The organism is Rathayibacter sp. AY1B5 (genome assembly GCF_002932795.1).
GTDB lineage: Bacteria > Actinomycetota > Actinomycetes > Actinomycetales > Microbacteriaceae > Rathayibacter.
This window is the reverse complement of the sequence record NZ_PSWM01000001.1, coordinates 234,143-256,139: the sequence shown is the minus strand read 5'-3', so window position 1 is coordinate 256,139 and position 21,997 is coordinate 234,143. Positions and strand designations below refer to the sequence as shown.

The following is a 21,997-nucleotide window of genomic DNA, read 5'->3' as shown; positions in this document are numbered from 1 at the left end:
ACGACGCCCCAGCCCTCCTCGAAAGTGACGCATGGGCCTGCTCGACGCGCTGATCCTGGGACTCGTCCAGGGTCTGACCGAATTCCTCCCCATCTCCTCCAGCGCCCACCTCCGGATCGTCAGCGAGCTGCTGCCCGGTCTCGGCGGCCGCGACACCGGAGCCGCGTTCACCGCGATCACGCAGCTGGGCACCGAGACCGCCGTCATCATCTACTTCTGGCGCGACATCGTGCGGATCGTGTCGCACTGGTCCCGCTCCCTGGTCGGCCGCATCCCGCGCTCGGACCCGGACGCCCGCATGGGCTGGCTGATCATCCTGGGCAGCCTCCCGATCATCGTCCTCGGCCTCGTCTTCCAGGACGCGATCGAGACGACCCTCCGCTCCCTGTGGGTGGTGGCCACCACCCTCATCCTCTTCGGCATCCTGCTCGGCATCGCCGACGCGGTCGGCGCGAAGAAGCGCCGCCTGCGCGATCTGGGCGTCCGCGACGGCCTGATCTTCGGAGGCGCGCAGGCGCTCGCCCTGATCCCCGGCGTCTCCCGGTCGGGAGGCACCATCACCGCCGGCCTCTTCCTCGGCTACGAGCGCAAGGCTGCGGCGCGCTACTCCTTCCTCCTCGCTATCCCCGCGGTGTTCGGCAGCGGCCTGTACCAGCTGTACAAGAGCATCAGCGACCCGGTGGTCCTCCCGAACCAGGTCCAGGTCGGCGGGCTCGAGACCCTGGTGGCGACCATCGTCGCGTTCGTGGTCGGCTTCGTCGTGATCGCGTTCTTCATGAGCTACATCTCCCGCCGCAGCTTCCTCCCGTTCGTCGTGTACCGCATCGTTCTCGGCGTCGTCCTGATGGTCGCGCTCGCCACCGGCCTGATCGCCGCCTAGATGCGCGCCTGGACCGCCGCGGACGTCCCCGCCCTGCCCGGCCGGGGGAGCGCCCCGCGCCTGCACGACACCGCGACCGCCGGCCCCGTCGAGCTCGACGCGCCCAGCGGAGTCGCGAGCCTCTACGTCTGCGGCATCACGCCCTACGACGCCACCCATCTCGGGCACGCGTCGACCTACCTCGCCTTCGACACGGTCCAGCGCGTCTGGCTCGACGCGGGCTGCACGGTCGAGTACGCCCAGAACGTGACCGACGTCGACGACCCGCTGCTCGAGCGGGCGACGGCCACCGGCGTCGACTGGCGAGACCTGGCCGAGGAGCAGGTCGAGCTGTTCCGCGGCGACATGGCCGCGCTGCGCGTCCTGCCTCCGCAGCACTACGTCGGCGTCACCGAGACGGTGGATCCCATCGCGGAGGCGGTCGCCCGTCTGGAGCGCGACGGCGTCGCCTACCGCGTCCCTGCTCCGGACGCGGCGGAGGACGGCGCGAGCGACCTCTACTACGACATCGCCGCGGCCGAGAGCGCCGTCTGGCACCTGGGCAGCGAGAGCCGGCTCGACGCGGAGTCGATGGCCCGCTTCTCGGCGCTGCGCGGGGGCGACCCGGAGCGCGCCGGCAAGCGCGACCCCCTCGATCCGCTGCTCTGGCGCGCCGAGCGCGCCGGCGAGCCCGCCTGGGACGCCGAGGTCGGCCGCGGTCGTCCGGGCTGGCACATCGAGTGCTCGGTGATCGCCCTCGACCGGCTCGGACCCGAGTTCACCCTGCAGGGCGGCGGGAGCGACCTGGTCTTCCCGCACCACGAGTTCAGCGCCGGCCACGCCGCCTCCCTGTCCGGCCGTCCTCTGGCCCGCGCCTACGCGCACGCCGGGATGGTCGCCTACCAGGGCGAGAAGATGAGCAAGTCGCTCGGCAACCTGGTGCTGGTCTCGCGTCTGCGGAGCGAAGGAGCGGACGCGCGAGCGATCCGCCTCGCACTCCTCGCGCACCACTACCGCTCCGACTGGGAGTGGCTGCCCGAGGACCTGCCGTCGGCCGAGGCGCGCCTGGCGCGCTGGGAGTCGGCCCTCGCCGCCGTCGGACCGCGCTCGGCGCTCGAGGTGCTGACGCAGCTGCGCGAGGTGCTGGCCGACGACCTCGACACTCCGGCCGCCCTCGCGGTCGTGGACGCCGCACTCACCGAGGGCGTGGACGACCCGTCGCTCCTGCGCGACGCGGTCGACGCCCTGCTCGGAGTCCGTCCGGCCTGACGCCCGTCCGGCTCGAGGCGTGTCCGGTCCGTGGTCCCTCCGGCCTGAGGCCCGACCGGCCTGAGGCCCGACCGGCCTCAGGCCCGACCGGCTCGGACCCCGTCAGGGCCCGGTCCTCTGAGGAAGGCCGGAGGGTCACCGGTCGGGACCGGTCCTGTGATCGCCGGCCCCGACGCTCGAGCGCCGGCGGGGGCTACGGCCGCCAGGGCTCCTCGCCCGAGCGGCCGTCGCCGCGGCGGCGCAGGTAGCGCTCGAACTCCTGGGCGATCGCCTCGCCGCTCGCCTCGGGCGAGTCGACGGTGTCGCGCGCCTGCTCGAGCTGGGCGATGTACGCCGCCATCTCCTCGTCCTCGGCGGCGAGGGCGTCGATCCCGCGCTCCCACTCCTCCGCCTCCTCGACGAGGTCGCCGCGGGGGATCGCCAGGCCGACGACCTCCTCGAGCTTCTCGAGCAGCGCCAGCATCGCCTTGGGCGAGGGCGCGTTGTGCACGTAGTGCGGGACGGAGGCCCAGATCGAGACGGCGGGGATGCCGACCTTCTGCGCGGCCTCGCCGATCACGCTGAGGATGCCGACCGGCCCCTCGTAGCTGGAGCGCTCGAGCTCGAACGAGCTGCGCAGCTCCGCGTTCTCGCTCGAGGCGAAGATCGAGATCGGCCGGGTGTGCGGGACGTCGGCGAGCATCGCGCCGAGGAAGACGACGGCGGAGATGTCGATCGCGAGCATGGCGTCGACGACCTCGGCGGCGAAGCTCTTCCAGCTGCGCGAGGGCTCGGTGCCGATCATGAGGTACAGCGCGCTCTCGGCGTCGACCGAGGTGTCGGCCGGGCCGAAGATCTGGGTGCCGGGCCAGGCGAGACTGCGACGGCCGTCCTCGCCGATCGAGAGCATGGGGCGGGTGTACTGGAAGTCGTAGTACTGCTCGGCGTCGACGGCGAAGAGGGGCACGTACTCCCCGGCGTCCTTGACCAGCCGCAGCGCGCCGCTGGCGGCGTCCCCGGCGTCGTTCCAGCCCTCGAAGGCCACGACCAGGACGTTCCCCGTGATCACGTTCATAGGCAGGATCTCCGCGTTCGGCTCGATGTCCGGGGAGCGCACACCGCGCCTGTCCCTCCGTCCAGGATAGGACCGCCCCCGACCCCGCCCGTCCCGCCCGGCGGGATCGACCGCGCTGTTCGCTCTCGGCCCGCGGCCGGGGAGGGGCGCGGCCCTGCCGGTACCATGGTCGCTCGTGACTCCCGAGACCTCCGCCCGGCCGCTGTCCTCCGAGCCGCTCGAAGGAGCAGCCGTCCCCGACGCCGTCCTCTGGGACATGGACGGGACGCTCGTCGACACCGAGCCGTACTGGATGGCCTCGGAGCACGCGCTCGTCTCCTCCTTCGGCGGAGTGTGGACGCACGAGGACGCGATGGGACTCGTCGGCTCGGGCCTGCCCGCCGCCGCCCGCATCCTGCAGGGCAAGGGCGTCGACCTCTCCGTCGACGCGATCATCGACCGGATGACCGACGAGGTCGTCGACCGGCTGGCCGTGAGCATCCCGTGGCGCCCGGGCGCGCTCGAGCTGCTGCGCGCGGTGTCCGACGCGGGAGTACCGCAGGCGCTGGTCACGATGTCGATCTCGCGGATGGCCGCGGCCGTCGTCGACCGGATCCCGTTCCCCGCCTTCGCGGCCGTCGTCAGCGGGGACATGGTCGAGCGCAGCAAGCCCGATCCGGAGGCGTACCTCCTCGCTGCGAGCACTCTCGGCGTCGACATCGCCGCCTGCGTGGCGATCGAGGACTCCCTCCCGGGCCTCGGCGCGGCCGTCGCCTCCGGTGCCGCGGCGATCGGCGTCCCGCACCAGCTCGAGCTGGACCCCGCCGCCCCCTACGCCCTCTGGCCCACCCTCGCGGGCCGCACCGTCGCGGACCTCGCGTCGGTGTCCTCCGAGCACCGCGGCTCCGGCCCGGCCACGACCGAGACGGAGGCCCGCCGATGACCGGTGAGGCACTGCAGCATTCCGGACCTTTCCGCGCGGGGGACCGCGTCCAGCTGACGGGCCCCAAGGGGCGGATGAACACCATCACGCTCGTTCCCGGCACGGTGTTCCACACCCACCGGGGCGGCATCGAGCACGACACGGTGATCGGGCTGCCCGACGGCTCCGTGGTGACCAACACCGTCGGCGTCGAGCACCTCGCACTGCGTCCCCTCCTCGCCGACTTCGTGATGTCGATGCCCCGCGGCGCGGCGATCGTGTACCCGAAGGACGCCGCCCAGATCCTCGCCCTCGCCGACGTCTTCCCCGGCGCCCGCGTCGTCGAGGCCGGTGTCGGCTCCGGCGCGCTCTCGCTCTGGCTGCTGCGGGCGGTCGGGCCGACCGGACGGCTGTCGTCGTTCGAGCGGCGCGAGGAGTTCGCCGATGTCGCACGGGCGAACATCGAGACCTTCCTGGGCTACACGCCCGACAACTGGAGCGTCACCGTCGGCGACCTCGTCGAGGCGCTGCCCGGCAGCGTCCCGTCCGGCGAGGCCGACCGCGTCGTGCTCGACATGCTCGCACCGTGGGAGTGCCTCGACGTCGCCGCCGAGGCTCTCACGCCCGGGGGAGTGCTCCTCTGCTACGTGGCCACCGTCACTCAGCTCTCGCGGACGGCGGAGGCGATCCGCGCCTCGGGCCTGTTCACGAACCCCTCGTCGAACGAGACCATGGTCCGCGGCTGGCACGTCGAGGGCCTCGCGGTCCGGCCGGACCACCGGATGATCGGCCACACCGGCTTCCTCATCACCGCGCGCCGGCTCGCTCCGGACACCGTGCTCCCCGAGCTCAAGCGGCGCCCGTCGAAGACCGACTTCAGCGACGAGGACGTGGAGGCCTGGACGCCCGGCGCGCTCGGCGAGCGTGCCGTGAGCCCCAAGAGCCTGCGCAAGCGGGTCCGCGAGTCCGCCACCAGTGCCGAGCTCTCGCGGGCCCGCGGCTTCGGCGAGGAGACCGCGGAGCCCGACGACGAGGGCATCCTCTAAGCTGTTCCCGGCCTCCGGGCCGTCTCCACCTCGGGCGTCACCGCTCCCCTTCTCTCGAATCGAGGACCCGTGCGCAGGACCACCGCGCTCATAGCCGGCATCGGCATCGTCGCCGCTCTCACCGGATGCACCGCGTCCTCCTCGCAGGCCGACTGCGACGCTCCGTTCTCCTCCGGCGACTCCTCGGCGGCGGTCAGCGCCACGGGCGACTTCGGAGCGAAGCCGGACGTCAGCGTCCCGACGCCGCTGAAGGCGGACGGCACGCAGGTCAGCACCCTCATCGAGGGCTCGGGCGCACCGCTCGAGAAGGGCCAGCTCGTCACCATCGACTACACCCTGGTCAACGGAGCGGACGGCACCGTGCTCGAGACCTCGCCCTACGACGGGTCGAGCACCGCCCGCTTCGGCGTCGGCGGAGCCGGGCTCGTCGGCCTGAACGAGGGCCTCCTCTGCACGCAGGTCGGCTCGCGCGTCGCCATCGCGATCGCCCCCGAGGACGGCTTCGGCCAGTCCTCGTCGCAGCTGGGCATCTCGGAGGACGACACGCTCGTGCTCGTCGCGGACGTCCGCGAGGCCTCGCTGGCCCGCGCGAACGGCGCCGCCCAGCCCGCGCCCGACGGCTTCCCGACGGTGACCCTCGGCGACGACGGACGTCCGGGGCTCGCGAAGCCCTCCGGCGACGCGCCGACCGACCTCCGCATCGCCCAGCTCAAGAAGGGCGACGGCGACGTCGTCGCCGAGGGCGACCAGGTCGTCGTGGCCTACACCGGCTGGCAGTGGAGCGACGGGAAGGTGTTCGACTCCAGCTGGGAGAAGGGCGCGCCCGCCGTCTTCACGGCCGCCGACGGCTCGACCACCCAGGGCGGAGTGATCGCCGGATTCGCCGACGCCCTCATCGGCCAGCCCGTCGGCTCCCAGGTCATCGCGGTCATCCCGCCGGACCAGGGCTACGGCGACCAGGGCTCGCCCCAGGGCGGGATCCCCGGCGGCGCCACGCTGATCTTCGTCGCCGACATCCTCGGAAAGGTCTGACCGGGCCCGGCCCTAGACTGGAGGGCGTGCCTTCCGACGCCCCGTCCTCGAGCCGCGTCCCGGCCGAGGAGCGTCTGTTCAACCTCGTGCTCGCGCTCGTCGCGGCCGAGAACGGACTGACGAAGGCCGACGTCCTCTCGACGGTGCAGGGCTACCGGCAGCGGGTGGGCCGGGGCGATCGGACCTCGCTCGAGCGCCAGTTCGAGCGCGACAAGGACGACCTGCGCGAGCTGGGCATCCCGATCGAGACGGTCGACGCCCCGGGCGACCCGGGCAACACCCAGACCGTCCGGTACCGCATCGCGAAGCGCAGCTACGACCTCCCGGCCGACCTGACCTTCGATCCTGAGGAGCTCGCCCTGCTCCGCCTGGCCGGTGCCGTCTGGCGTGAGGGGACGCTCTCGGCGGAGTCGCGGCGCGCGCTGATCAAGCTGCGCTCGATCGGAGTCGAGTCCGTCGATCCCGTCATCGGCATCAGCCCCTCGATCCGGGTCCGCGAGGCCTCGTTCGAGCCGCTCAACGCCGCGCTCGACCGCGGCCAGGTCGTCCGTTTCCCCTACCTCAAGCCCGGCGGCGAGGAGCCGCGCGTGCGCACCGTGCAGCCGCGCGCCCTGGTGAACCACCAGGGGCGCTGGCACCTCCACGGCTGGGACGAGGGCGCCGAGGGCACGCGGACCTTCCTCCTGTCGCGGATCGTCGGGCCGGTCGCACCGACCGGCCGCATCGCGCCCCCCGCCGAGGGGGACCACGCGGCGACCGCTCTCGCCCAGCTCGACGAGATCCTGCAGCGCAACAGCGCGCTCCTGCGCGTCGCCCCCGACTCCGACGCCGCCCTCCGTCTCGGCGGGCGTGCCGAGGCCGAGGGCGAGGGCCAGGGCCTGCTGCGCCTGCACTACACCGACCCGGACGTGCTCGCCGACGAGCTCGCCGGCCACGGTCCCGAGGTGCGGGTGCTCGAGCCGGAGGAGCTCCGCCGACGCGTCCTCGACCGCCTCCGCCGCACCCTGGCCGACCATGGGGGGGATCCCCGTGGCTAGACCCCGCTCCCTGCAGGCGCGCGACCGCCTGGCCGTCCTGCTCTCCCTCGTGCCCTACCTGCTCGACCGGGGCCGCGTCTCCGTCGCCGAGGTCGCCGCGCACTTCGAGATCCCGGAGGAGGAGGTACGCCGCGCGGTAAGACTCATCGCCGTCTCGGGCATCCCCGGCGAGACCGCGCAGTACCAGGCGAACGACCTCTTCGACATCGGCTGGGACGACTTCGAGGAGAACGACCACGTCGTCCTCACCCATCAGGTCGCCATCGACGACTCGCCGAGGTTCTCGGCGCGCGAGGCCGCGGCCCTCATCGCCGGCATGCAGTACCTCGCAGCCCTGCCCGAGAACCAGGGCAACGACCGGATCGCCTCGCTGATGGGGAAGCTCGCGCGCGGCGCCTCCTCGGCCCCGAGCGCGGTGGCGGTCTCGCGCGGCACGGGCGCAGACAGCGCTGTGGCGCTCCTGCGGACCGCGATGGCCTCCGCGACGCAGGTCGCGTTCGACTACCGCAGCGCCCGCGGCGAGACCGAGTCCCGGCTCGTCGACCCCTTCGTGCTCGAATCGGTCGACCGGGACTGGTACCTCCGCGGGTGGGACCACCTCCGCGAGGGCGTCAGGACGTTCCGCGTCGACAGGATGCGCTCCCTCCGCGATACGGGGACGCCGATCGTCCGGCGCCGCAACGAGGTGACCCTCTCGGAGCGACTCTTCGAGGCGTCCGCCTCCGATCTCGTCGTGGACCTGCGCGTCGCCCCCAGCGCCGTCGTGCTGCTGGGCGACTACGCGGCGGACGCCGAGTTCCCTGATCCGGAGCCGGGGGAGGAGGACCACGGCGTCCTCGTCCGTCTCCGCGTCGCCCATCTGCAGGGACTGACACGCCTGGTGGCGTCATTGGCGGGACTCGTCACCGTGGTGGCGCCCCCGGAGGCGCGCACCGCGGTCGCGCACTGGGTCGCCGCCGCACTCGCCGCGAACGAGGGGGAGCCGTCATGACGTGGTGGTCGTGGATCCTGATCTGGCTCGGCCTCGCGCTGGGCGCTCTGACGATGCTGGTCTTCTTCGCCCTCTCCTACTGGCGCAAGGGGAAGATCCTCCTCGGACAGCTGTCGGAGGTCACCGCGAAACTCGAGGCACTGAGTCCCGGAGTGACGGACGACCTGCCGCCCCGGCCGCCTTCGTCGCTGTTCGCCGATCGCGACGACGTGAGGCGTGCGCACGAGGGCCGGCGCGACGCACGTCGCGACAGGATCGATCTCCGCCGGTCAGGAAGGGTCGAACGGGGTAAGCTCCTCGTACACCGCAACCGACAAGTGAAGTGAGTCTGCAATGTTCGCTGGCCTCCAGGGGTGGCACCTCCTCATCATCCTCGCCGTGATCCTCCTCCTGTTCGGTGCGCCCAAGCTCCCGCAGCTGGCCCGCAGTGTCGGGCAGTCGATGCGGATCTTCAAGAGCGAGGTCAAGACCATGAAGGACGAGGACGGCACCGAGCGCCGTGAGTCGACCGAGGGGACCACCGGCACCGTCGCCGGATCCACCGGCACGACCACCGGCACCGGCACCACCGCGCCGCCCGAGTCCCCGCTCAAGTAATGACGTCCGTGGCATCGAAGAAGCCACGGACGAAGCGGACGAAGAACCCCGACGGGCGCATGTCGCTCGGGGCTCATCTCGTCGAGCTTCGCAACAGGCTCTTCAAGTCGGCGATCACGATCGTCATCGCGTGCGTCGCGGGCTGGTTCGTCTCGGAGTGGGTCTTCGAGGCGCTCAAGGCTCCGATCTCCGAGGTGGCCGCCACCCAGGGCAAGGAGGCGATCCTCAACTTCCCGACGATCGCCGGCGCCTTCGACCTGCGGCTCCAGATCGCCATCACGGTCGGCGTCGTCCTGGCGAGCCCGGTCTGGCTCTACCAGATCTGGGCGTTCCTCGTCCCGGGCCTGACCCGCAAGGAGATGCGGTACGGCCTCGGCTTCATCCTCACCGCCATCCCGCTGTTCTTCGCGGGCTGCGCGGCCGGCTGGTTCGTGTTCCCGCACATCGTGGAGCTCCTGACCAGCTTCACCGGCAGCGACGCGGCGAGCTTCCTCGACGCCAAGGTCTACTACGAGTTCGTTCTCAAGCTCGTGCTGGTCGTCGGCATCGCCTTCGTGCTGCCCGTCTTCCTGGTGCTCCTCAACTTCCTCGGCATCCTCCCCGGCATGCTGATCCTCAAGTCGTGGCGCCTCGCGATCATGGCGATCGTGCTCTTCACGGCGATCGCGACCCCCGCGGCCGACCCGATCTCGATGTTCCTCCTGGCCATCCCGATCATCTTCCTGTTCTTCCTCGCCTGCGGGATCGCGATCCTGCACGACAGGCGCGCCGCCAAGCGCCAGCTGGTGTTCGACGGCAGCCCCTCCGACCTGCCCGCGTGACCGGACCGTCTCCTTCCGAGCGGTTCGCCGCGTTCCGGACGCGCCAGGGCCACGCGAGGGTCGAGGCTTTCCGCTCGACCCTCGCGTTCGATCTCGACCCCTTCCAGTACGAGGCCTGCAGTGCGCTCGACGACGGGCACAGCGTCCTCGTCGCCGCGCCGACCGGTGCCGGCAAGACCGCGGTGGCGGAGTTCGCGATCCATCTGGCCATGCAGGACCCGACGGCCAAGGTCTTCTACACGACGCCGATGAAGGCGCTGAGCAACCAGAAGTTCCAGGAGTTCGTCGAGGACTACGGAGCTTCCGAGGTCGGCCTGCTGACCGGCGACTCGAACGTCAACGCGCGAGCCCGCATCGTCGTGATGACGACCGAGGTGCTGCGCAACATGCTGTACGCGGACTCGGACCTCCTGCGCGACCTCGCCTATGTCGTGATGGACGAGGTGCACTATCTCGCCGACCGCTTCCGCGGCGCCGTCTGGGAGGAGGTCATCATCCACCTCCCGCAGCGGGTGCGGCTGGTCTCGCTCAGCGCGACCGTGTCGAACGCCGAGGAGTTCGGCGACTGGCTCCAGACCGTCCGCGGCGAGACCGAGGTCATCGTCTCCGAGGAGCGCCCCGTCCCGCTCGACCAGCACGTGCTGGTGGGCGGCAAGCTCGTCGACCTCTTCGACTCCTCCGGACGGGCGGCGACGAACCGGGTGAACCCGGAGCTCGCCCGCATGGCCCAGGGCGGCTCCCGGGTCGAGCGCGGCGGCCGGGGCGGCCGCAACGGCCGAGGCGGTCGCGGCCGCTACCCGGAGCAGCGCACCGAGGAGCTCGTGCTGCGCTCGGACGTCGTCGAGATCCTCCGCGGCAAGAACCTCCTCCCCGCGATCTTCTTCGTCTTCAGCCGCGCGGGCTGCGACCAGGCCGTGCGCCAGGTCCTCCGGTCGGGCGTGCGCCTCACCGAGCGCCACGAGCGCGACGAGATCCGCGCGATCGTCGAGGAGCGCTGCCGGACCATCCGAGACGAGGACCTCGCGGTGCTCGGCTACTGGGAGTGGCTCGACGGACTCCAGCGGGGCGTCGCCGCGCACCACGCCGGGATGCTCCCCGCCTTCAAGGAGGTCGTGGAGGAGCTGTTCCTGCGCCGGCTCGTGCGCGTGGTCTTCGCGACCGAGACGCTCGCGCTCGGCATCAACATGCCGGCCCGCACGGTCGTCCTCGAGAAGCTCGAGAAGTTCAACGGCGAGGCGCGCGTCCCGATCACGCCGGGGGAGTACACCCAGCTCACCGGCCGCGCCGGCCGACGGGGCATCGACGTCGAGGGCCACTCGGTGATCCAGTGGCGCGGCGGGATGGACCCGCAGGCGGTCGCGTCCCTCGCCTCGCGGCGGACCTACCCGCTCAACTCCAGCTTCCGGCCCAGCTACAACATGGCCGCGAACCTGATCGAGCAGTTCGGGCGGGTGCGCACGCGCGAGATCCTCGAGTCGTCGTTCGCGCAGTTCCAGGCCGACCGGTCCGTCGTCGATCTCGCCCGCCGGGTCCGCCAGCAGGAGGAGTCGATGGCGGGCTACGTCACGGCGATGCAGTGCCACCTGGGCGACTTCGAGCAGTACGCGGCGATCCGCCGCGAGATCGGCGACCTCGAGCGCCGGGGCGCGGTGCGCGGCGAATCGGCCTCCCACGCCGAGCGCGAGAAGCGCCAGGGACAGCTCACGAGCCTGCGGCGCCGGATGAAGGCCCACCCGTGCCACGCCTGCTCCGACCGCGAGCAGCACGCCCGCTGGGCCGAGCGCTGGTGGAAGCTGCGCCGCGAGACCGACGAGATCGAGCGTCAGATCCGCTCGCGCACCGGCGCCGTCGCCCGCATCTTCGACCACATCACGGACGTGCTGCTCGAGCTGGGCTACTTCCGCCGGGACGAGGTCGGCGAGCTCTCGCTGACACCGAACGGACGCACGCTCCGCCGGATCTACGGGGAGCGGGACCTGCTGGTCGCCGAGTGCCTCCGGAAGCAGGCGTGGACGGAGCTCGATCCGGCCGGCCTCGCGGCGATGGCGTGCTGCCTCGTCTTCGAGCCGCGACGCGAGGAGGGGACGCTGGGCGAGCAGTTCCTGCCCCGCGGCGCGTTCCCGGAGGCGCTGGAGAGGACCCAGCTGCTGTGGGCCCGGCTCGACGACGTCGAGCGCGACCACCGCCTGCCGGGCAGCAACCCGATCTCGACGAGCCTCGCGCTCTCGATGAACATGTGGGCCAAGGGCATGCCGCTCGACATGGTGCTCCGCGAGTCCGACATGGCCGCCGGCGACTTCGTGCGCTGGGCGAAGCAGACCATCGACCTCCTCGACCAGCTCTCCGTCGTCGCCGAGGGCAAGGTCGGCCGGGCGGCCCGGACCGCCCTCGACCTGGTCCGCCGGGGCATCGTCGCGTACTCGACCGTCGCATGACGCCCCTCGCTCCTCCGCCCGACGGGCGGACCGTTCCGCTGTGGGTGGCGCTGCCCATCGCGGCCCTCGGCGGTGCCGTGCTCGACCGCGGCTTCCCCGACTCCGATGTCTGGCCGCTGGCGATCGTGGGCGCCGCGGCGATCCTGTTCGCGCTGGCGGGGCGGAGCTTCTGGAGCGGGACCCTCGTCGGCCTCGTCGGCGGAGCGGTCTTCTGGGGTGTCCACATCGAGTGGCTGACTCTCTACCTCGGTCCGGTCCCGTGGGCGGCCCTCGCCGGCCTGCAGGCGATCTTCTTCGCCCTCTCCGCGGGGCTCATGGCGGTCGTCTCCACGCGCGGCCACCGCGTCTGGACCGGGCCGCTCGGCCGGATGGTCGGTCTCCCCGCCCTCCTGGGGGCGCTCTGGATCGGGCGGGAGTCGATCACCAGCGTCTGGCCCTACGGCGGCTTCGCCTGGGGCCGCCTCGCGATCTCGCAGTCCCTCGGTCCGCTCGCCGGTCTCGCGGCGTGGATCGGCTTCGCCGGGCTCGGCTTCGTCGTGGCGTTCCTCGCCGCCGTGCTCGCGCAGGCCGTCCGCGAGGTCTCCGTCCCGGCCTCCGCCCGCGTGAGCGCTCTCGCGGGCTTCGCGATCGTGGCGCTGGTGTTCCCCGCCTGGCCGGCGCCGACGGAGGGCACGACCCGGATCGCCGCCGTCCAGGGCGACTCCGATGCGGGCCTGTTCTCGCAGAGCTACCGCGGGCAGATCCTCGAGGACCACACCTCGGCGACGCTGCCGATCCTCGACGAGGACGTCGACATGGTGGTGTGGCCCGAGAACGGGGTCGACATCGATCCGACCCGGAACGCCCAGTCGGCCGCCGTCCTCGACTACCTCAGCCGGACGATGGACGCGCCGTTCATCGTGGGCACGATCACCAATCCGTCGGACGACGTCTTCTACAACAGCTCGCTGCTCTGGAAGGCGGGGGAGGGGGCGACGCAGGTCTACGACAAGGTGCACCCCGTCCCGTTCGCCGAGTACATGCCGGACCGCGCGTTCTGGCGGATGTTCGCTCCTGATCTGGTCGACCTGGTGAGCCGGGACTACTCGATCGGCACACGTCCCAACGTCTTCGACGTGAACGGCGTGCTCGCGGGCATTGCGATCTGCTTCGACATCTCGGACGACGCGCTGACGAACGCGATGGTCGACGGGGGAGCCCAGGTCATCCTCGGGCAGACCAACAACGCCGACTTCGGCCGGACCGACGAGAGCGTCCAGCAGCTCGCCATCGCGCGCCTGCGCGCCATCGAGACAGGGCGCAGCGTGGTCAACATCTCGACGGTCGGGACCAGTGCGATCATCGGGCCGGACGGCACGACGATCGACTCCCTGACATGGTTCGAGCCGGGTGCCATGGTGGACGAGGTCCCCCTCAGCTCCACCACGACCCCGGCTCTGGTGTGGGCGCGAGACCTCGGCTGGTACTTCCTGGCCGCCGGTCTCATCGGCATGGTCTCGTTCGTCCTCAGGACGCGCGAGCCGCGACGCCGTTCCCGCTGACCGGCGCTACGCGCCGATCTTGTGCTCGCCGCGCCTGGCGCGCAGATAGGCGAGCCGCTCCTCGAGCAGCTCCTCCAGCTCCGCGCGGGTCCGCCGCTCGAGCAGCATGTCCCAGTGGGTGCGCGGAGCCTTCTGCTCGCCCTTGTCCACGACGACCGGCTTCGAGTCCACCATCAGAGTGGCCTCGTGACCGCAGGAGCGGCACTCCCAGGTCTCCGGTGCTTCCGCGTCGGCCGAGAACACCATGTCGGTGTCGTGGCCGCAGTTCGCGCAGTGGTACTCGTAGGTCGATCGCGGGGAGAAGACGACGCCTTCTTCGCTCTGCAGGCTCTGGGATCCGAGCCGCATTCCTCGCAAGCTTCGATCTGCCATTGTGTGGTCTCCTCTCGCTGTGCTTCCCCAGTGTCAACGTCGTACCTGGAGGTGGTCTTCCCGTCCCTGCCATTGCCAGAGAATCCTCAGGTCGGAGGCGTATTCCGCGGCTTCTGAGGGCGGCCCCGACGGGCGTCGCGGAGGGTGTCGACGGCCGCTCGGGCGAGGTCGGTGCGGTCGGTCACGAGCCCGTCGATCCCGAGCGCGAGGAGCTGCTCCATCCGCTCCGGATCGTCGATGGTCCAGAGGTGGATCTCGCAGCCGGTCGCTCGCAGCCGGGCGAGGATCCGCGGCTCGGCGACGGGGAGGCCGAGCGCGCGCTCGGGCACCTGGAGCGCGTCGATGCCGCGGAGAGCGAGGCGCACGGGGAGGGCGGCACCGAGGTGTGCGGCGACCAGCGCGACGACGAAACGGACCGCCGACGCCGAGGTGGCCGCACCGGGCAGGCGGCGGAGCGCGGCCGCACGCCGACGCTCGGAGAACGAGGTGACGAGGACGCGCTCCGCGGCGGCGGCACCGGCGACCGCAGCGACGACCGGGCCGACCGCGTCCCGCGACTTCACGTCGATGGTGAAGCGGGCCCGGGGGAGTGCGGCGAGGGCCTGCTCGAGAGAGGCGAGCCGGGCACCGCCCGCCAGCCGGAGGTCGGCGAGCTCCTCCCACCGGGTGTCGGCCACGGCGTGGCGGCGGCCGGAGCGGTCGATCACCTCGGCGTCGTGGACGAGCACGGCGACCCCGTCGAGGGAGGCGCGCGCGTCGGTCTCGAGGAGGTCCGCACCCGCGGCGAGGGCACGCTCGAAGGCTGCGAGCGTGTTGCCCTCCGCCGGCGGGCCGAACCCGCGATGCGCGAACACCCGGGGCGTCGGCCCGCTCAGGACGAGGGGTCGCTCGGAGGCGCGCATCGCGGGCGGGATTCCGCGGATCAGACGGCCGGCGGCGGGGGAGTGTGCGCGGAGTCGGGAGTTCCGTCGATCGGCGCGGGCGCCACGGGGGCGGACGCGTCCGATCCGGACACGACAGGCGAGGAGCCGACGGACCCGGATGCGGCAGGCGCGGACGCCGCGGGCGCCGCGTCCTGCGGGCGGACCGCCGGGGCGGTCTGACTGCGCTGGCCGAGCGCGCCTCCGATGCCCTTCAGCGCCTCGGTGAGCTCGCTCGGGATGACCCAGAGCTTGTTCGCGCTGCCCTCGGCGATCTTGGGGAGGGTCTGGAGGTACTGGTAGGCGAGGAGCTCGCTGTCGGGGCGGCCCTCGTGGATGGCGTGGAAGACGGTGGTGATCGCCTTGGCCTCACCCTCGGCCCGCAGGACCGCCGCCTTCGCCTGGCCCTCCGCCGCGAGGATCGCGGCCTGGCGCTGACCCTCGGCGTTCAGGATCTGGGACTGCTTGGTGCCCTCGGCGGTGAGGATCACGGCTCGACGGTCGCGCTCGGCGCGCATCTGCTTCTCCATCGAGTCCTGGATGGAGAGGGGCGGGTCGATGGCCTTGAGCTCCACCCGTCCGACGCGGATGCCCCACTTGCCGGTGGCCTCGTCGAGGACGATGCGCAGCTGCCCGTTGATGTTGTCGCGGGAGGTCAGCGCCTCCTCGAGGTTCAGGCCGCCGACGACGTTGCGGAGCGTGGTGGTGGTCAACTGCTCGACCGCGCCGAGGTAGTTCGCGATCTCGTACGTCGCCGCCCGGGCGTCCGTCACCTGGAAGTAGACGACCGTGTCGATCGACACGACGAGGTTGTCCTCGGTGATCACGGGCTGGGGCGGGAACGAGACGACCTGCTCGCGCAGATCGATCAGCGGGCGGACCCGGTCGATGAACGGCACGACGAGGTTGAGGCCCGGCAGCAGGGTCTTGTGGTACTTGCCGAGGCGCTCCACGACCCCGGCGGTGGCCTGGGGGATGATGCGGACCGCCCGGAAGAGGACGACCAGCGCGAAGAGGACGACGGCGGCGACGACGACGATCGTCACGACGGAGGACGGTGTCACGGTGTGCTCCTTTCGGCGGGGACGACGACCGCGGTCGCGCCCTCGATGGCGGTGACGACGACTCTCTCGCCGACTCCGAGTGTGCGGTCCTCGACGAGCGGGGACAGGCGGACGGTCCAGGTCTCGCCGTTGGCCAGCTTGACCTGCCCGGCTCCGGGGCCGGCGAGCACGACGCTGCCGGCGAGGCCGAGAAGAGCGTCCGCTCCGCTCGGGGTGGGATCGCCGCCCCGCTTCAACAGCCGCAGCAGCGGCGGCCGGACGGTGAACAGCAGGAGGGCGGCGAGGACGGCCGCGACGGGCACCTGGACCCAGAAGGGAGCCCCGACCAGCCCCGTCAGCAGACCGCCGATGCTGCCGACGGCGAGCATCAGGAACGTGAACTCGAGAGTGATCATCTCGACGATCACGAAGATGAGGATCAGCGCGAGCCAGAGGATCCACGCGTACTGGGTGACAGCGTCCATGCTGTGTGCTCCTTCCCCTCGACGAGCATTCCCAGGCTATCAACGCCCCCCGGACGAGGGCTGGGAGAGGAGGGGTGCGCCGAGGGTCTCGAGGCGCTTGGTAGACTCCTCCGTCGGGCCGCGGCCCGTCATCGTGCCCGATCCGGTCTCCGAGCCGGCGTTCTGGAGGAATACCCGTGTCCAACCCCCTCGCCCCCGGCTCCTTCGACGGCAAGCGCGCTCTCGTGACCGGATCGTCCCGCGGCATCGGCGCCGACACGGTCCGCTACCTGGCCGAGGCCGGAGCCCGCGTCGTCGTCAACTACCGCTCCAAGGCGCCGCGCGCCGACAAGCTCGTCGCGCAGATCGTCGAGGCCGGCGGCACCGCCATCGCCGTCGGCGCCGACCTCACGGACGCCGACTCGCGCGCGGAGCTCTTCTCGCGCATCGAGAAGGAGTTCGTTGGACTCGACGTCCTCGTCCTGAACGCCTCGGGCGGCATGGAGACCAACATGGGGGAGGACTACGCGATGGTCCTCAACCGCGACTCGCAGGTCGCCGTGCTGGACGCGGCGCTGCCGCTGCTCGGCGAGGGCTCGCGTGTCGTGTTCGTCACGAGCCACCAGGCGCACTTCATCCGGACCACGCCCACGATGCCCGAGTACGAGCCCGTCGCGCTGTCCAAGCGCGCCGGAGAGGACGCGCTGCGCGAGCGGATCGGCGAGCTCGCCGATCGCGGCATCGAGTTCGTCGTCGTCTCGGGCGACATGATCGAGGGCACCATCACGGCGACTCTGCTGGAGCGTGCGAACCCGGGCGCGATCAGCTCGCGTCGCGAGTCGGCCGGCAAGCTCTACAACGTCCAGGAGTTCGCGGCCGAGGTCGCTCTGGCGGCCGTCGAGCCGATCCCCGCGGACAACACCCGCCTCGTCGGCGACATCTCCGACTTCGCCTGATCCTCTCCTCGGGCTGACGCCGGTGCGCAGGCCAGGTGCGCAGGTCTGCGAGCGGCTGAGGACGACTCCGGTGAGCGGCAGCGGACCGGTATCGGGGAGTCCGTCCGCGCCGACGGGTTCCGCTCATCGGCGGCCGCCGGGCGGAGCACGCGCTTCGACACTCCGACGGAGACGTGCTGGTACGAGGACGTCGAGCCGTGGGTCGAGCGCTCGCCGATCCGCTGACGCCGTGCCGGGCGGGCGGACGCACGGACCGGCCGCGATCCCGGTCCGTCCGCCTGTTCCGTCGTTATCCGATAATGCACATTATGTCAGTTCGAAGACGACCGACGGGGACGCGACCCGGTGAACCGGCTGCTTCACGGGTCTCCGTCACCGGCGCGGATCCCTCCTGATCAGGATCGTCCGAACCGTCTCCACAGCGGGCGAGCCGTCGAGAGCACGAGCGCCGCGAACAGGCTCTGGCTGACGACGCCGAAGAGCGAGAGTCCGCCGACGACCGCGAGAACGGTCCAATTCGTGGTGATGTCGGCGATCATCACGGCGCAGCCGAGCACGATGCCGGACCGCCGGCGGAGGACGATCAGCGCAGCGACGACCGGGTCGAGGACCGTCAACGCCGTCCAGAACAGACGGACGCCGGGAGGGAAGGCGCTGTAGGCGTCCACTCCCCCGACGATCAGATCGGTCAGGTGAGTGGTCGTCCCGACGAGGAAGCCGATCACCCACGCGGCGCGGAGCACTCCGAGCGCTCCTGCTGAGGATGAGGAGGCGATCACCTCGCCACCGTACCGGGCTCGATCCGCCCGCGTTCGGCCGCTGACGCACCGCTCAGAGCTGCCCGACGAGGTGCGCCTGCCGGCCGTCGCGCGCGAAGACCGGGATGACGGCCAGGGGCGCATCGGCGACGATCCACTGCCCGCCCTCGTGCTCGGCGCCCGTCGAGAGCTCGGTCCACCGCGCTCCGGCGGGAAGGTAGACCCGCCGTGAGACAGCTCCCGAACGAGTGACCGGAGCGACCAGCAGGTCCGAGCCGAACAAGTACTGGTCGGCCAGATCCCAGGCCTCCGGGTCGCCGGGGAACTCGTGGAACACCGCGCGCAGCACCGGCTGCCCGTGCTCGTGGGCCTCGCGCATCGCCTCGCGCGTGTAGGGCCGCAGGGTCTCCCTCAGGTGCAGCAGGCGCGTGAGGATCGGGGTGGCCTCCTCGCCGAAGCTCCATACCTCGTTCGCGGCTCCGGTCGCGGCGCGGCGGCTCCCGTCAGCGGCCGTGACCGGTGAGGACGGCGCTCGGTCCCCGTGCAGGCGCATCACGGGGCTGAACGCGCCGAACTGAAACCAGCGCACCAGGAGCTCGCGGAACTCCGGGTCGGCCGGGTCTCCCCCGGCGAAGCCTCCGATGTCGGTCGTGAACCACGGGATCCCCGCCACCCCCATGTGGATGCCGGCCGTGATCTGGTGGCGGAGATCGGCGAACGTCGAGTGGATGTCGCCCGACCACACGAGTGCGCCGTAGCGCTGGCTGCCCGCCCACGCGGTGCGGACGAGGTTCACGATCGCGGTCTCGCCGCTCTCGCGCTGCCCCTCGAAGAAGCCGCGGGAGAACGCCTGCGGGTAGAGGTTGCCGACCTGCACGGCGGGGCCGGCGGCGTAGCGGTAGTTGTCGAAGTCGTAGACGCCGTACTCGGGCTCGGCCTCGTCGAGCCAGAAGAGCCGGATCCCGTGCTCGCCGTAGTTGCGCCGGCACGCCTCCCAGACGAATCTCCGGGCGGCGGCGCTCGTCGCGTCGTAGAACGCGCTCGGACCCTCGAACTGCATGTGCAGGTCCAGGCCCCGCTCGGCCTTGACGAGCAGGTTCCCCTTCTTCATCGCGATGTAGTTCTCGGACTCGACCGAGACCTGCGGCCAGACCGAGACCATCAGCTCGATCCCGAGCTCGCGCAGCTCGGCGACCATGGCGGACGGATCCGGCCAGAACTCCTCCTCGAAGCGGAAGTCGCCCATGTGCGGCCAGTGGAAGAAGTCGGCCACGATCACGTCCATCGGCAGGCCGCGCCGCCGGTGCTCTCGGGCGACCTCGAGCAGCTGCTCCTGGTTCCAGTAGCGCAGCTTGCACTGCCAGAAGCCGAGGCCGTGCTCGGGCATCATCGGGACGTGCCCGGTCGCGTCGGCGTAGGCCCGGGTGATGTCGGCCGGGGTCTCCCCCGCGGTCACCCAGTAGTCGAGCTGCTGGGAGGACTCGGCGGACCACTCCGTGCGGTTGGCCGCGAAGGTCGCGCGGCCGATCGCGGGATTGTGCCAGAGGAAGCCGTACCCGCGGCTCGAGAGCACGAACGGGACGCTCGACTGGGAGTTGCGGTGCGCGAGCTCGAGCGTGCAGCCCTTCAGGTCGAGGATGTCCTGCTGGTACTGCCCCATCCCGTACAGCTTCTCGTCGGGGGACGTCTCGAACAGCGCGGTCAGCCGGAAGTCGCCGCCCAGGTGCGGACGCTGCTCGCGGGCGCGCAGCTTGAGCGCACCTCCGCTCCCCAGCTCCCGGAAGAGCAGCTCCCCTCGACGGTCGTAGAAGGAGAGGGAGCAGGAGAGCTCGTGGTAGCCGGTCTGGTACCCGTAGCCCTCCTGCTGCTCGAGGACGACGGTGATCCCGCCGGCGCGCAGCGTCGCCCGCGGTCCCTCGATCGAGACCTCCGGCGCGTGGTGCTCGGGGGTGATCAGCGCCCAGTCGGTGTCGAGGACCTCCCCGGACCGGCGGGCGCGGACCCGGACGCTGTCCCTCCCCCAGGGCTCGACGACGACGGTCTCGCCGTCCCCGCGCCAGACGAGGCGGTCCCCCTCGAGCGCGAACGCGTCGGTGTCCATGTGCTCCTGCTTCCTCGAGTCGGGCACGGCGCTCAGTCCTTGACCGCGCCCGCGGTGACCCCGGCGGCGACGTAGCGCTGGGCCACGATCAGCAGCACGGCGGCCGGGATGGAGGCGATCACGGCGGTCGCCATGATCCCGTTCCAGTTGGTGGTGGTCGATCCGATGTAGCGGTAGAGCCCGAGGGTGAACGGCACGATGCTGTTGCCCGAGGTGAGCGAGTTCGCGTTGAGGAAGTCGGCCCAGGCGAACAGGAACGAGAACAGGCCCGCGGTCACGATCGAGTTCCGGCTCAGCGGGATCACGATCGAGACGAAGGAGCGCCAGTTGCTCGCACCGTCGATCCGCGCGGCCTCGATCAGCTCGTCGGGGATGCCGAGCATGAAGGCCCGGAGGATGATCACCGCGAACGGGACCGAGGCGGTCGCGTCGGCGAGGATCAGGCCCGGATACGTGTTGAGCAGCCCCAGCGCGTTGTAGATCGCGAACAGCGCGGTGACCAGGACGATCCCGGGGATCATCTGGGCGAGCAGGAACACGAACATCACGACGCCGGTCCCCCGCACCCGGAACTTCGCCATCGCGAAGGCGGCGGGCAAAGCGATCGCCAGCGTCAGGATCACGCAGCCGATCGAGATCACGAGGCTCGTGATCAGGTTCGGCAGCTGCGTCGAGAACGCCTGCACGTACCCGTCGAGGGTCGGGTCGCCGGGGAACAGGCTCGGCGGGGTCTGGATCAGGTTCTGCGGCTTGGTCAGCGAGACGTTGACCATCCAGTACAGCGGGAACAGGAGGAAGCCGCAGAGCACGATCGCGACGACCACGTCGATCCCGCGGCGCAGCCCGGTGGTGTGCCGGTTCATCCGAGGTCCTCCTTGCGCTGGGCGCGGATGTAGATCACGCCGAAGACGAGGGCGACGATCACGAGGATCTGGCCGGCCGCCGCTCCGACTCCGAACTGCAGGTCGGTGAAGGACTGCTCGTAGGCCCACGTCGCGAGGGTGTGCGAGCTGTTGGCCGGCCCGCCCTTGGTGAGGATCCAGATGACGTCGAACACCTTGATCGTGTAGACGAGGCCGAGCAGCAGCGTGACGGAGGTCACCGGTCGCAGCAGCGGCCAGGTGATGCTCCAGAACGAGCGCCAGCGCGACGCGCCGTCCAGTGCCGCCGCCTCGTAGAGGCTCTCCGGGATCCCCTGCAGGCCGCCGTGCAGCAGCACCATGTTGAACGGGATGCCCAGCCAGATGTTGGCGATGATGACGGCCCACAGCGAGACGGACGGATCGGTCAGCCAGCCGACCGGCGTGCCGATCGCGGCGTTCAGGATGCCGAACTGCTGGTCGAAGATCCAGCGCCAGGCCGTTGCCGAGACGATCAGCGGCAGGAGCCACGGCAGCAGGATGAGGGAGCGGAACGTCGCCGAGAGCGGGAACCGGCGGCTGAAGAACAGCGCCAGAGCCATGCCGATCGTGAACTGGCCCACCAGCGAGACCACGGTGAAGACCACGGTGTGCCAGGCGATGCTCGCGAAGATCGGATCGGTGACGACCGTGACGTAGTTGTCGAAGCCGACGAAGGGGGCGACCCCGGTCACGAAGGACGACGGTCCGAAGTCCTGGAGGCTGAGGACGACGCCGCGGATGATCGGGTAGACGAAGAACACCGCGAGGAAGATCACCACGGGCGCCATGAAGGCGGCAGCGGCGAGGCGGAGGTGGGAGCGGGGTCGGCGGCGGGCGGGCGGCCGCACGGCCGCCCCGCCCGCGACCGGCGCCGTGAGCACGGCGGGGTCGGTCATGC

General features: G+C 71.3%; 22 protein-coding genes. 13 read left to right on the top strand and 9 right to left on the bottom strand.

All coding sequences use genetic code 11. From position 1 onward, the window contains the following. Positions 1-31 precede the first annotated feature (31 nt). Positions 32-880 (top strand): undecaprenyl-diphosphate phosphatase, encoded by an 849-nt coding sequence (locus tag C5D44_RS01195; protein WP_104275635.1) that lies wholly within the window; start codon positions 32-34, stop codon positions 878-880. Beyond that, a complete protein-coding gene (gene mshC, locus C5D44_RS01190; RefSeq protein ID WP_104280600.1) occupies positions 881-2,128 on the top strand; it encodes a cysteine--1-D-myo-inosityl 2-amino-2-deoxy-alpha-D-glucopyranoside ligase in 1,248 nt (415 codons plus the stop codon). Between the two features lie 193 nt (positions 2,129-2,321). Here the strand turns inward: mshC and C5D44_RS01185 are convergent, their stop codons facing one another. Further along, on the bottom strand, positions 2,322-3,182 hold the full coding sequence (locus C5D44_RS01185) for a proteasome assembly chaperone family protein (RefSeq protein ID WP_104280685.1): 861 nt from the start codon (positions 3,180-3,182) through the stop codon (positions 2,322-2,324). A 175-nt stretch (positions 3,183-3,357) separates the two neighbouring features. On the opposite strand from C5D44_RS01185, the gene C5D44_RS01180 reads away from it, so the two are divergent. The 10 genes from C5D44_RS01180 (at position 3,358) to lnt (ending at position 13,583) form a co-directional block, all read left to right on the top strand. Further along, the gene (locus C5D44_RS01180; protein ID WP_258067838.1) at positions 3,358-4,104 is read left to right on the top strand and encodes an HAD family phosphatase; all 747 of its coding nucleotides are present in this window, start codon (positions 3,358-3,360) and stop codon (positions 4,102-4,104) included. After that, positions 4,101-5,129: a tRNA (adenine-N1)-methyltransferase gene (locus tag C5D44_RS01175; RefSeq protein WP_104280599.1), complete on the top strand. Its 1,029-nt coding sequence runs from the start codon at positions 4,101-4,103 to the stop codon at positions 5,127-5,129. Before C5D44_RS01180 ends, C5D44_RS01175 begins: the two co-directional genes overlap by 4 nt. Before the next feature lie 69 nt (positions 5,130-5,198). Further along, positions 5,199-6,161: an FKBP-type peptidyl-prolyl cis-trans isomerase gene (locus C5D44_RS01170; RefSeq protein ID WP_104222014.1), complete on the top strand. Its 963-nt coding sequence runs from the start codon at positions 5,199-5,201 to the stop codon at positions 6,159-6,161. A 26-nt stretch (positions 6,162-6,187) separates the two neighbouring features. After that, positions 6,188-7,198, top strand: a complete 1,011-nt coding sequence (locus C5D44_RS01165) for a YafY family protein (RefSeq protein ID WP_104275638.1) — start codon at positions 6,188-6,190, stop codon at positions 7,196-7,198. Continuing rightward, positions 7,191-8,189: a YafY family protein gene (locus tag C5D44_RS01160; protein WP_258065312.1), complete on the top strand. Its 999-nt coding sequence runs from the start codon at positions 7,191-7,193 to the stop codon at positions 8,187-8,189. Before C5D44_RS01165 ends, C5D44_RS01160 begins: the two co-directional genes overlap by 8 nt. Further along, the gene (locus C5D44_RS01155) at positions 8,186-8,515 is read left to right on the top strand and encodes a hypothetical protein (RefSeq protein WP_104280597.1); all 330 of its coding nucleotides are present in this window, start codon (positions 8,186-8,188) and stop codon (positions 8,513-8,515) included. Before C5D44_RS01160 ends, C5D44_RS01155 begins: the two co-directional genes overlap by 4 nt. A 7-nt stretch (positions 8,516-8,522) precedes the next feature. Beyond that, complete coding sequence (gene tatA, locus C5D44_RS01150) at positions 8,523-8,786, top strand: Sec-independent protein translocase subunit TatA (protein ID WP_104280596.1); 264 nt, start codon at positions 8,523-8,525, stop codon at positions 8,784-8,786. Next, the gene (gene tatC / locus C5D44_RS01145; RefSeq protein ID WP_374953932.1) at positions 8,786-9,607 is read left to right on the top strand and encodes a twin-arginine translocase subunit TatC; all 822 of its coding nucleotides are present in this window, start codon (positions 8,786-8,788) and stop codon (positions 9,605-9,607) included. The genes tatA and tatC overlap by 1 nt, the downstream gene beginning before the upstream one ends. Continuing rightward, a complete protein-coding gene (locus C5D44_RS01140; RefSeq protein ID WP_104280595.1) occupies positions 9,604-12,042 on the top strand; it encodes an RNA helicase in 2,439 nt (812 codons plus the stop codon). Before tatC ends, C5D44_RS01140 begins: the two co-directional genes overlap by 4 nt. Beyond that, entirely contained in the window at positions 12,039-13,583 is a 1,545-nt protein-coding gene (gene lnt, locus C5D44_RS01135; RefSeq protein ID WP_104280594.1) for an apolipoprotein N-acyltransferase, read from the top strand. Before C5D44_RS01140 ends, lnt begins: the two co-directional genes overlap by 4 nt. A gap of 6 nt (positions 13,584-13,589) precedes the next feature. Here lnt and C5D44_RS01130 read toward each other — a convergent pair whose 3' ends face one another. The 4 genes from C5D44_RS01130 to C5D44_RS01115 form a co-directional block, all read right to left on the bottom strand. Beyond that, positions 13,590-13,955 carry an RNA polymerase-binding protein RbpA gene (locus C5D44_RS01130; RefSeq protein WP_068207052.1) on the bottom strand — a complete coding sequence of 122 codons (366 nt, stop codon included), beginning with the start codon at positions 13,953-13,955 and terminating at the stop codon, positions 13,590-13,592. An 86-nt stretch (positions 13,956-14,041) separates the two neighbouring features. Continuing rightward, complete coding sequence (locus tag C5D44_RS01125) at positions 14,042-14,857, bottom strand: glycerophosphodiester phosphodiesterase family protein (RefSeq protein ID WP_104275644.1); 816 nt, start codon at positions 14,855-14,857, stop codon at positions 14,042-14,044. 20 nt (positions 14,858-14,877) lie between these two features. Further along, positions 14,878-15,921 carry an SPFH domain-containing protein gene (locus tag C5D44_RS01120; RefSeq protein WP_374953934.1) on the bottom strand — a complete coding sequence of 348 codons (1,044 nt, stop codon included), beginning with the start codon at positions 15,919-15,921 and terminating at the stop codon, positions 14,878-14,880. Between the two features lie 14 nt (positions 15,922-15,935). Then, positions 15,936-16,403 carry an NfeD family protein gene (locus tag C5D44_RS01115; RefSeq protein WP_104275646.1) on the bottom strand — a complete coding sequence of 156 codons (468 nt, stop codon included), beginning with the start codon at positions 16,401-16,403 and terminating at the stop codon, positions 15,936-15,938. Between the two features lie 176 nt (positions 16,404-16,579). Between C5D44_RS01115 and C5D44_RS01110 the strand changes: the two genes are divergently transcribed. Next, entirely contained in the window at positions 16,580-17,338 is a 759-nt protein-coding gene (locus C5D44_RS01110; protein ID WP_104280593.1) for an SDR family oxidoreductase, read from the top strand. Positions 17,339-17,733: 395 nt separating this feature from the next. On the opposite strand, the gene C5D44_RS01105 is transcribed toward C5D44_RS01110, so the two are convergent. From C5D44_RS01105 to C5D44_RS01090, 4 genes are read right to left on the bottom strand one after another with little or no spacing between them, the layout of a single operon-like run. Beyond that, positions 17,734-18,117: a hypothetical protein gene (locus tag C5D44_RS01105; protein ID WP_146082646.1), complete on the bottom strand. Its 384-nt coding sequence runs from the start codon at positions 18,115-18,117 to the stop codon at positions 17,734-17,736. Positions 18,118-18,169: 52 nt separating this feature from the next. Continuing rightward, positions 18,170-20,197: a TIM-barrel domain-containing protein gene (locus C5D44_RS01100; protein WP_104280592.1), complete on the bottom strand. Its 2,028-nt coding sequence runs from the start codon at positions 20,195-20,197 to the stop codon at positions 18,170-18,172. Between the two features lie 32 nt (positions 20,198-20,229). Beyond that, the gene (locus tag C5D44_RS01095; RefSeq protein WP_104275650.1) at positions 20,230-21,060 is read right to left on the bottom strand and encodes a carbohydrate ABC transporter permease; all 831 of its coding nucleotides are present in this window, start codon (positions 21,058-21,060) and stop codon (positions 20,230-20,232) included. Beyond that, positions 21,057-21,995: a carbohydrate ABC transporter permease gene (locus C5D44_RS01090; RefSeq protein ID WP_104280591.1), complete on the bottom strand. Its 939-nt coding sequence runs from the start codon at positions 21,993-21,995 to the stop codon at positions 21,057-21,059. Before C5D44_RS01090 ends, C5D44_RS01095 begins: the two co-directional genes overlap by 4 nt. Positions 21,996-21,997 lie beyond the last annotated feature (2 nt).

Excerpts from the sequence above, each read along its gene's own strand:
- C5D44_RS01090 (WP_104280591.1), bottom strand. The coding sequence starts at position 21,995 with ATGACCGACCCCGCCGTGCTCACGGCGCCGGTCGCGGGCGGGGCGGCC.
- mshC (WP_104280600.1), top strand. The coding sequence starts at position 881 with ATGCGCGCCTGGACCGCCGCGGACGTCCCCGCCCTGCCCGGCCGGGGG.
- C5D44_RS01155 (WP_104280597.1), top strand. The coding sequence starts at position 8,186 with ATGACGTGGTGGTCGTGGATCCTGATCTGGCTCGGCCTCGCGCTGGGC.
- C5D44_RS01130 (WP_068207052.1), bottom strand. The coding sequence starts at position 13,955 with ATGGCAGATCGAAGCTTGCGAGGAATGCGGCTCGGATCCCAGAGCCTG.
- C5D44_RS01185 (WP_104280685.1), bottom strand. The coding sequence starts at position 3,182 with ATGAACGTGATCACGGGGAACGTCCTGGTCGTGGCCTTCGAGGGCTGG.
- C5D44_RS01125 (WP_104275644.1), bottom strand. The coding sequence starts at position 14,857 with ATGCGCGCCTCCGAGCGACCCCTCGTCCTGAGCGGGCCGACGCCCCGG.
- C5D44_RS01095 (WP_104275650.1), bottom strand. The coding sequence starts at position 21,060 with ATGAACCGGCACACCACCGGGCTGCGCCGCGGGATCGACGTGGTCGTC.
- lnt (WP_104280594.1), top strand. The coding sequence starts at position 12,039 with ATGACGCCCCTCGCTCCTCCGCCCGACGGGCGGACCGTTCCGCTGTGG.
- C5D44_RS01175 (WP_104280599.1), top strand. The coding sequence starts at position 4,101 with ATGACCGGTGAGGCACTGCAGCATTCCGGACCTTTCCGCGCGGGGGAC.
- C5D44_RS01195 (WP_104275635.1), top strand. The coding sequence starts at position 32 with ATGGGCCTGCTCGACGCGCTGATCCTGGGACTCGTCCAGGGTCTGACC.
- C5D44_RS01100 (WP_104280592.1), bottom strand. The coding sequence starts at position 20,197 with ATGGACACCGACGCGTTCGCGCTCGAGGGGGACCGCCTCGTCTGGCGC.
- tatC (WP_374953932.1), top strand. The coding sequence starts at position 8,786 with ATGACGTCCGTGGCATCGAAGAAGCCACGGACGAAGCGGACGAAGAAC.
- C5D44_RS01115 (WP_104275646.1), bottom strand. The coding sequence starts at position 16,403 with ATGGACGCTGTCACCCAGTACGCGTGGATCCTCTGGCTCGCGCTGATC.
- tatA (WP_104280596.1), top strand. The coding sequence starts at position 8,523 with ATGTTCGCTGGCCTCCAGGGGTGGCACCTCCTCATCATCCTCGCCGTG.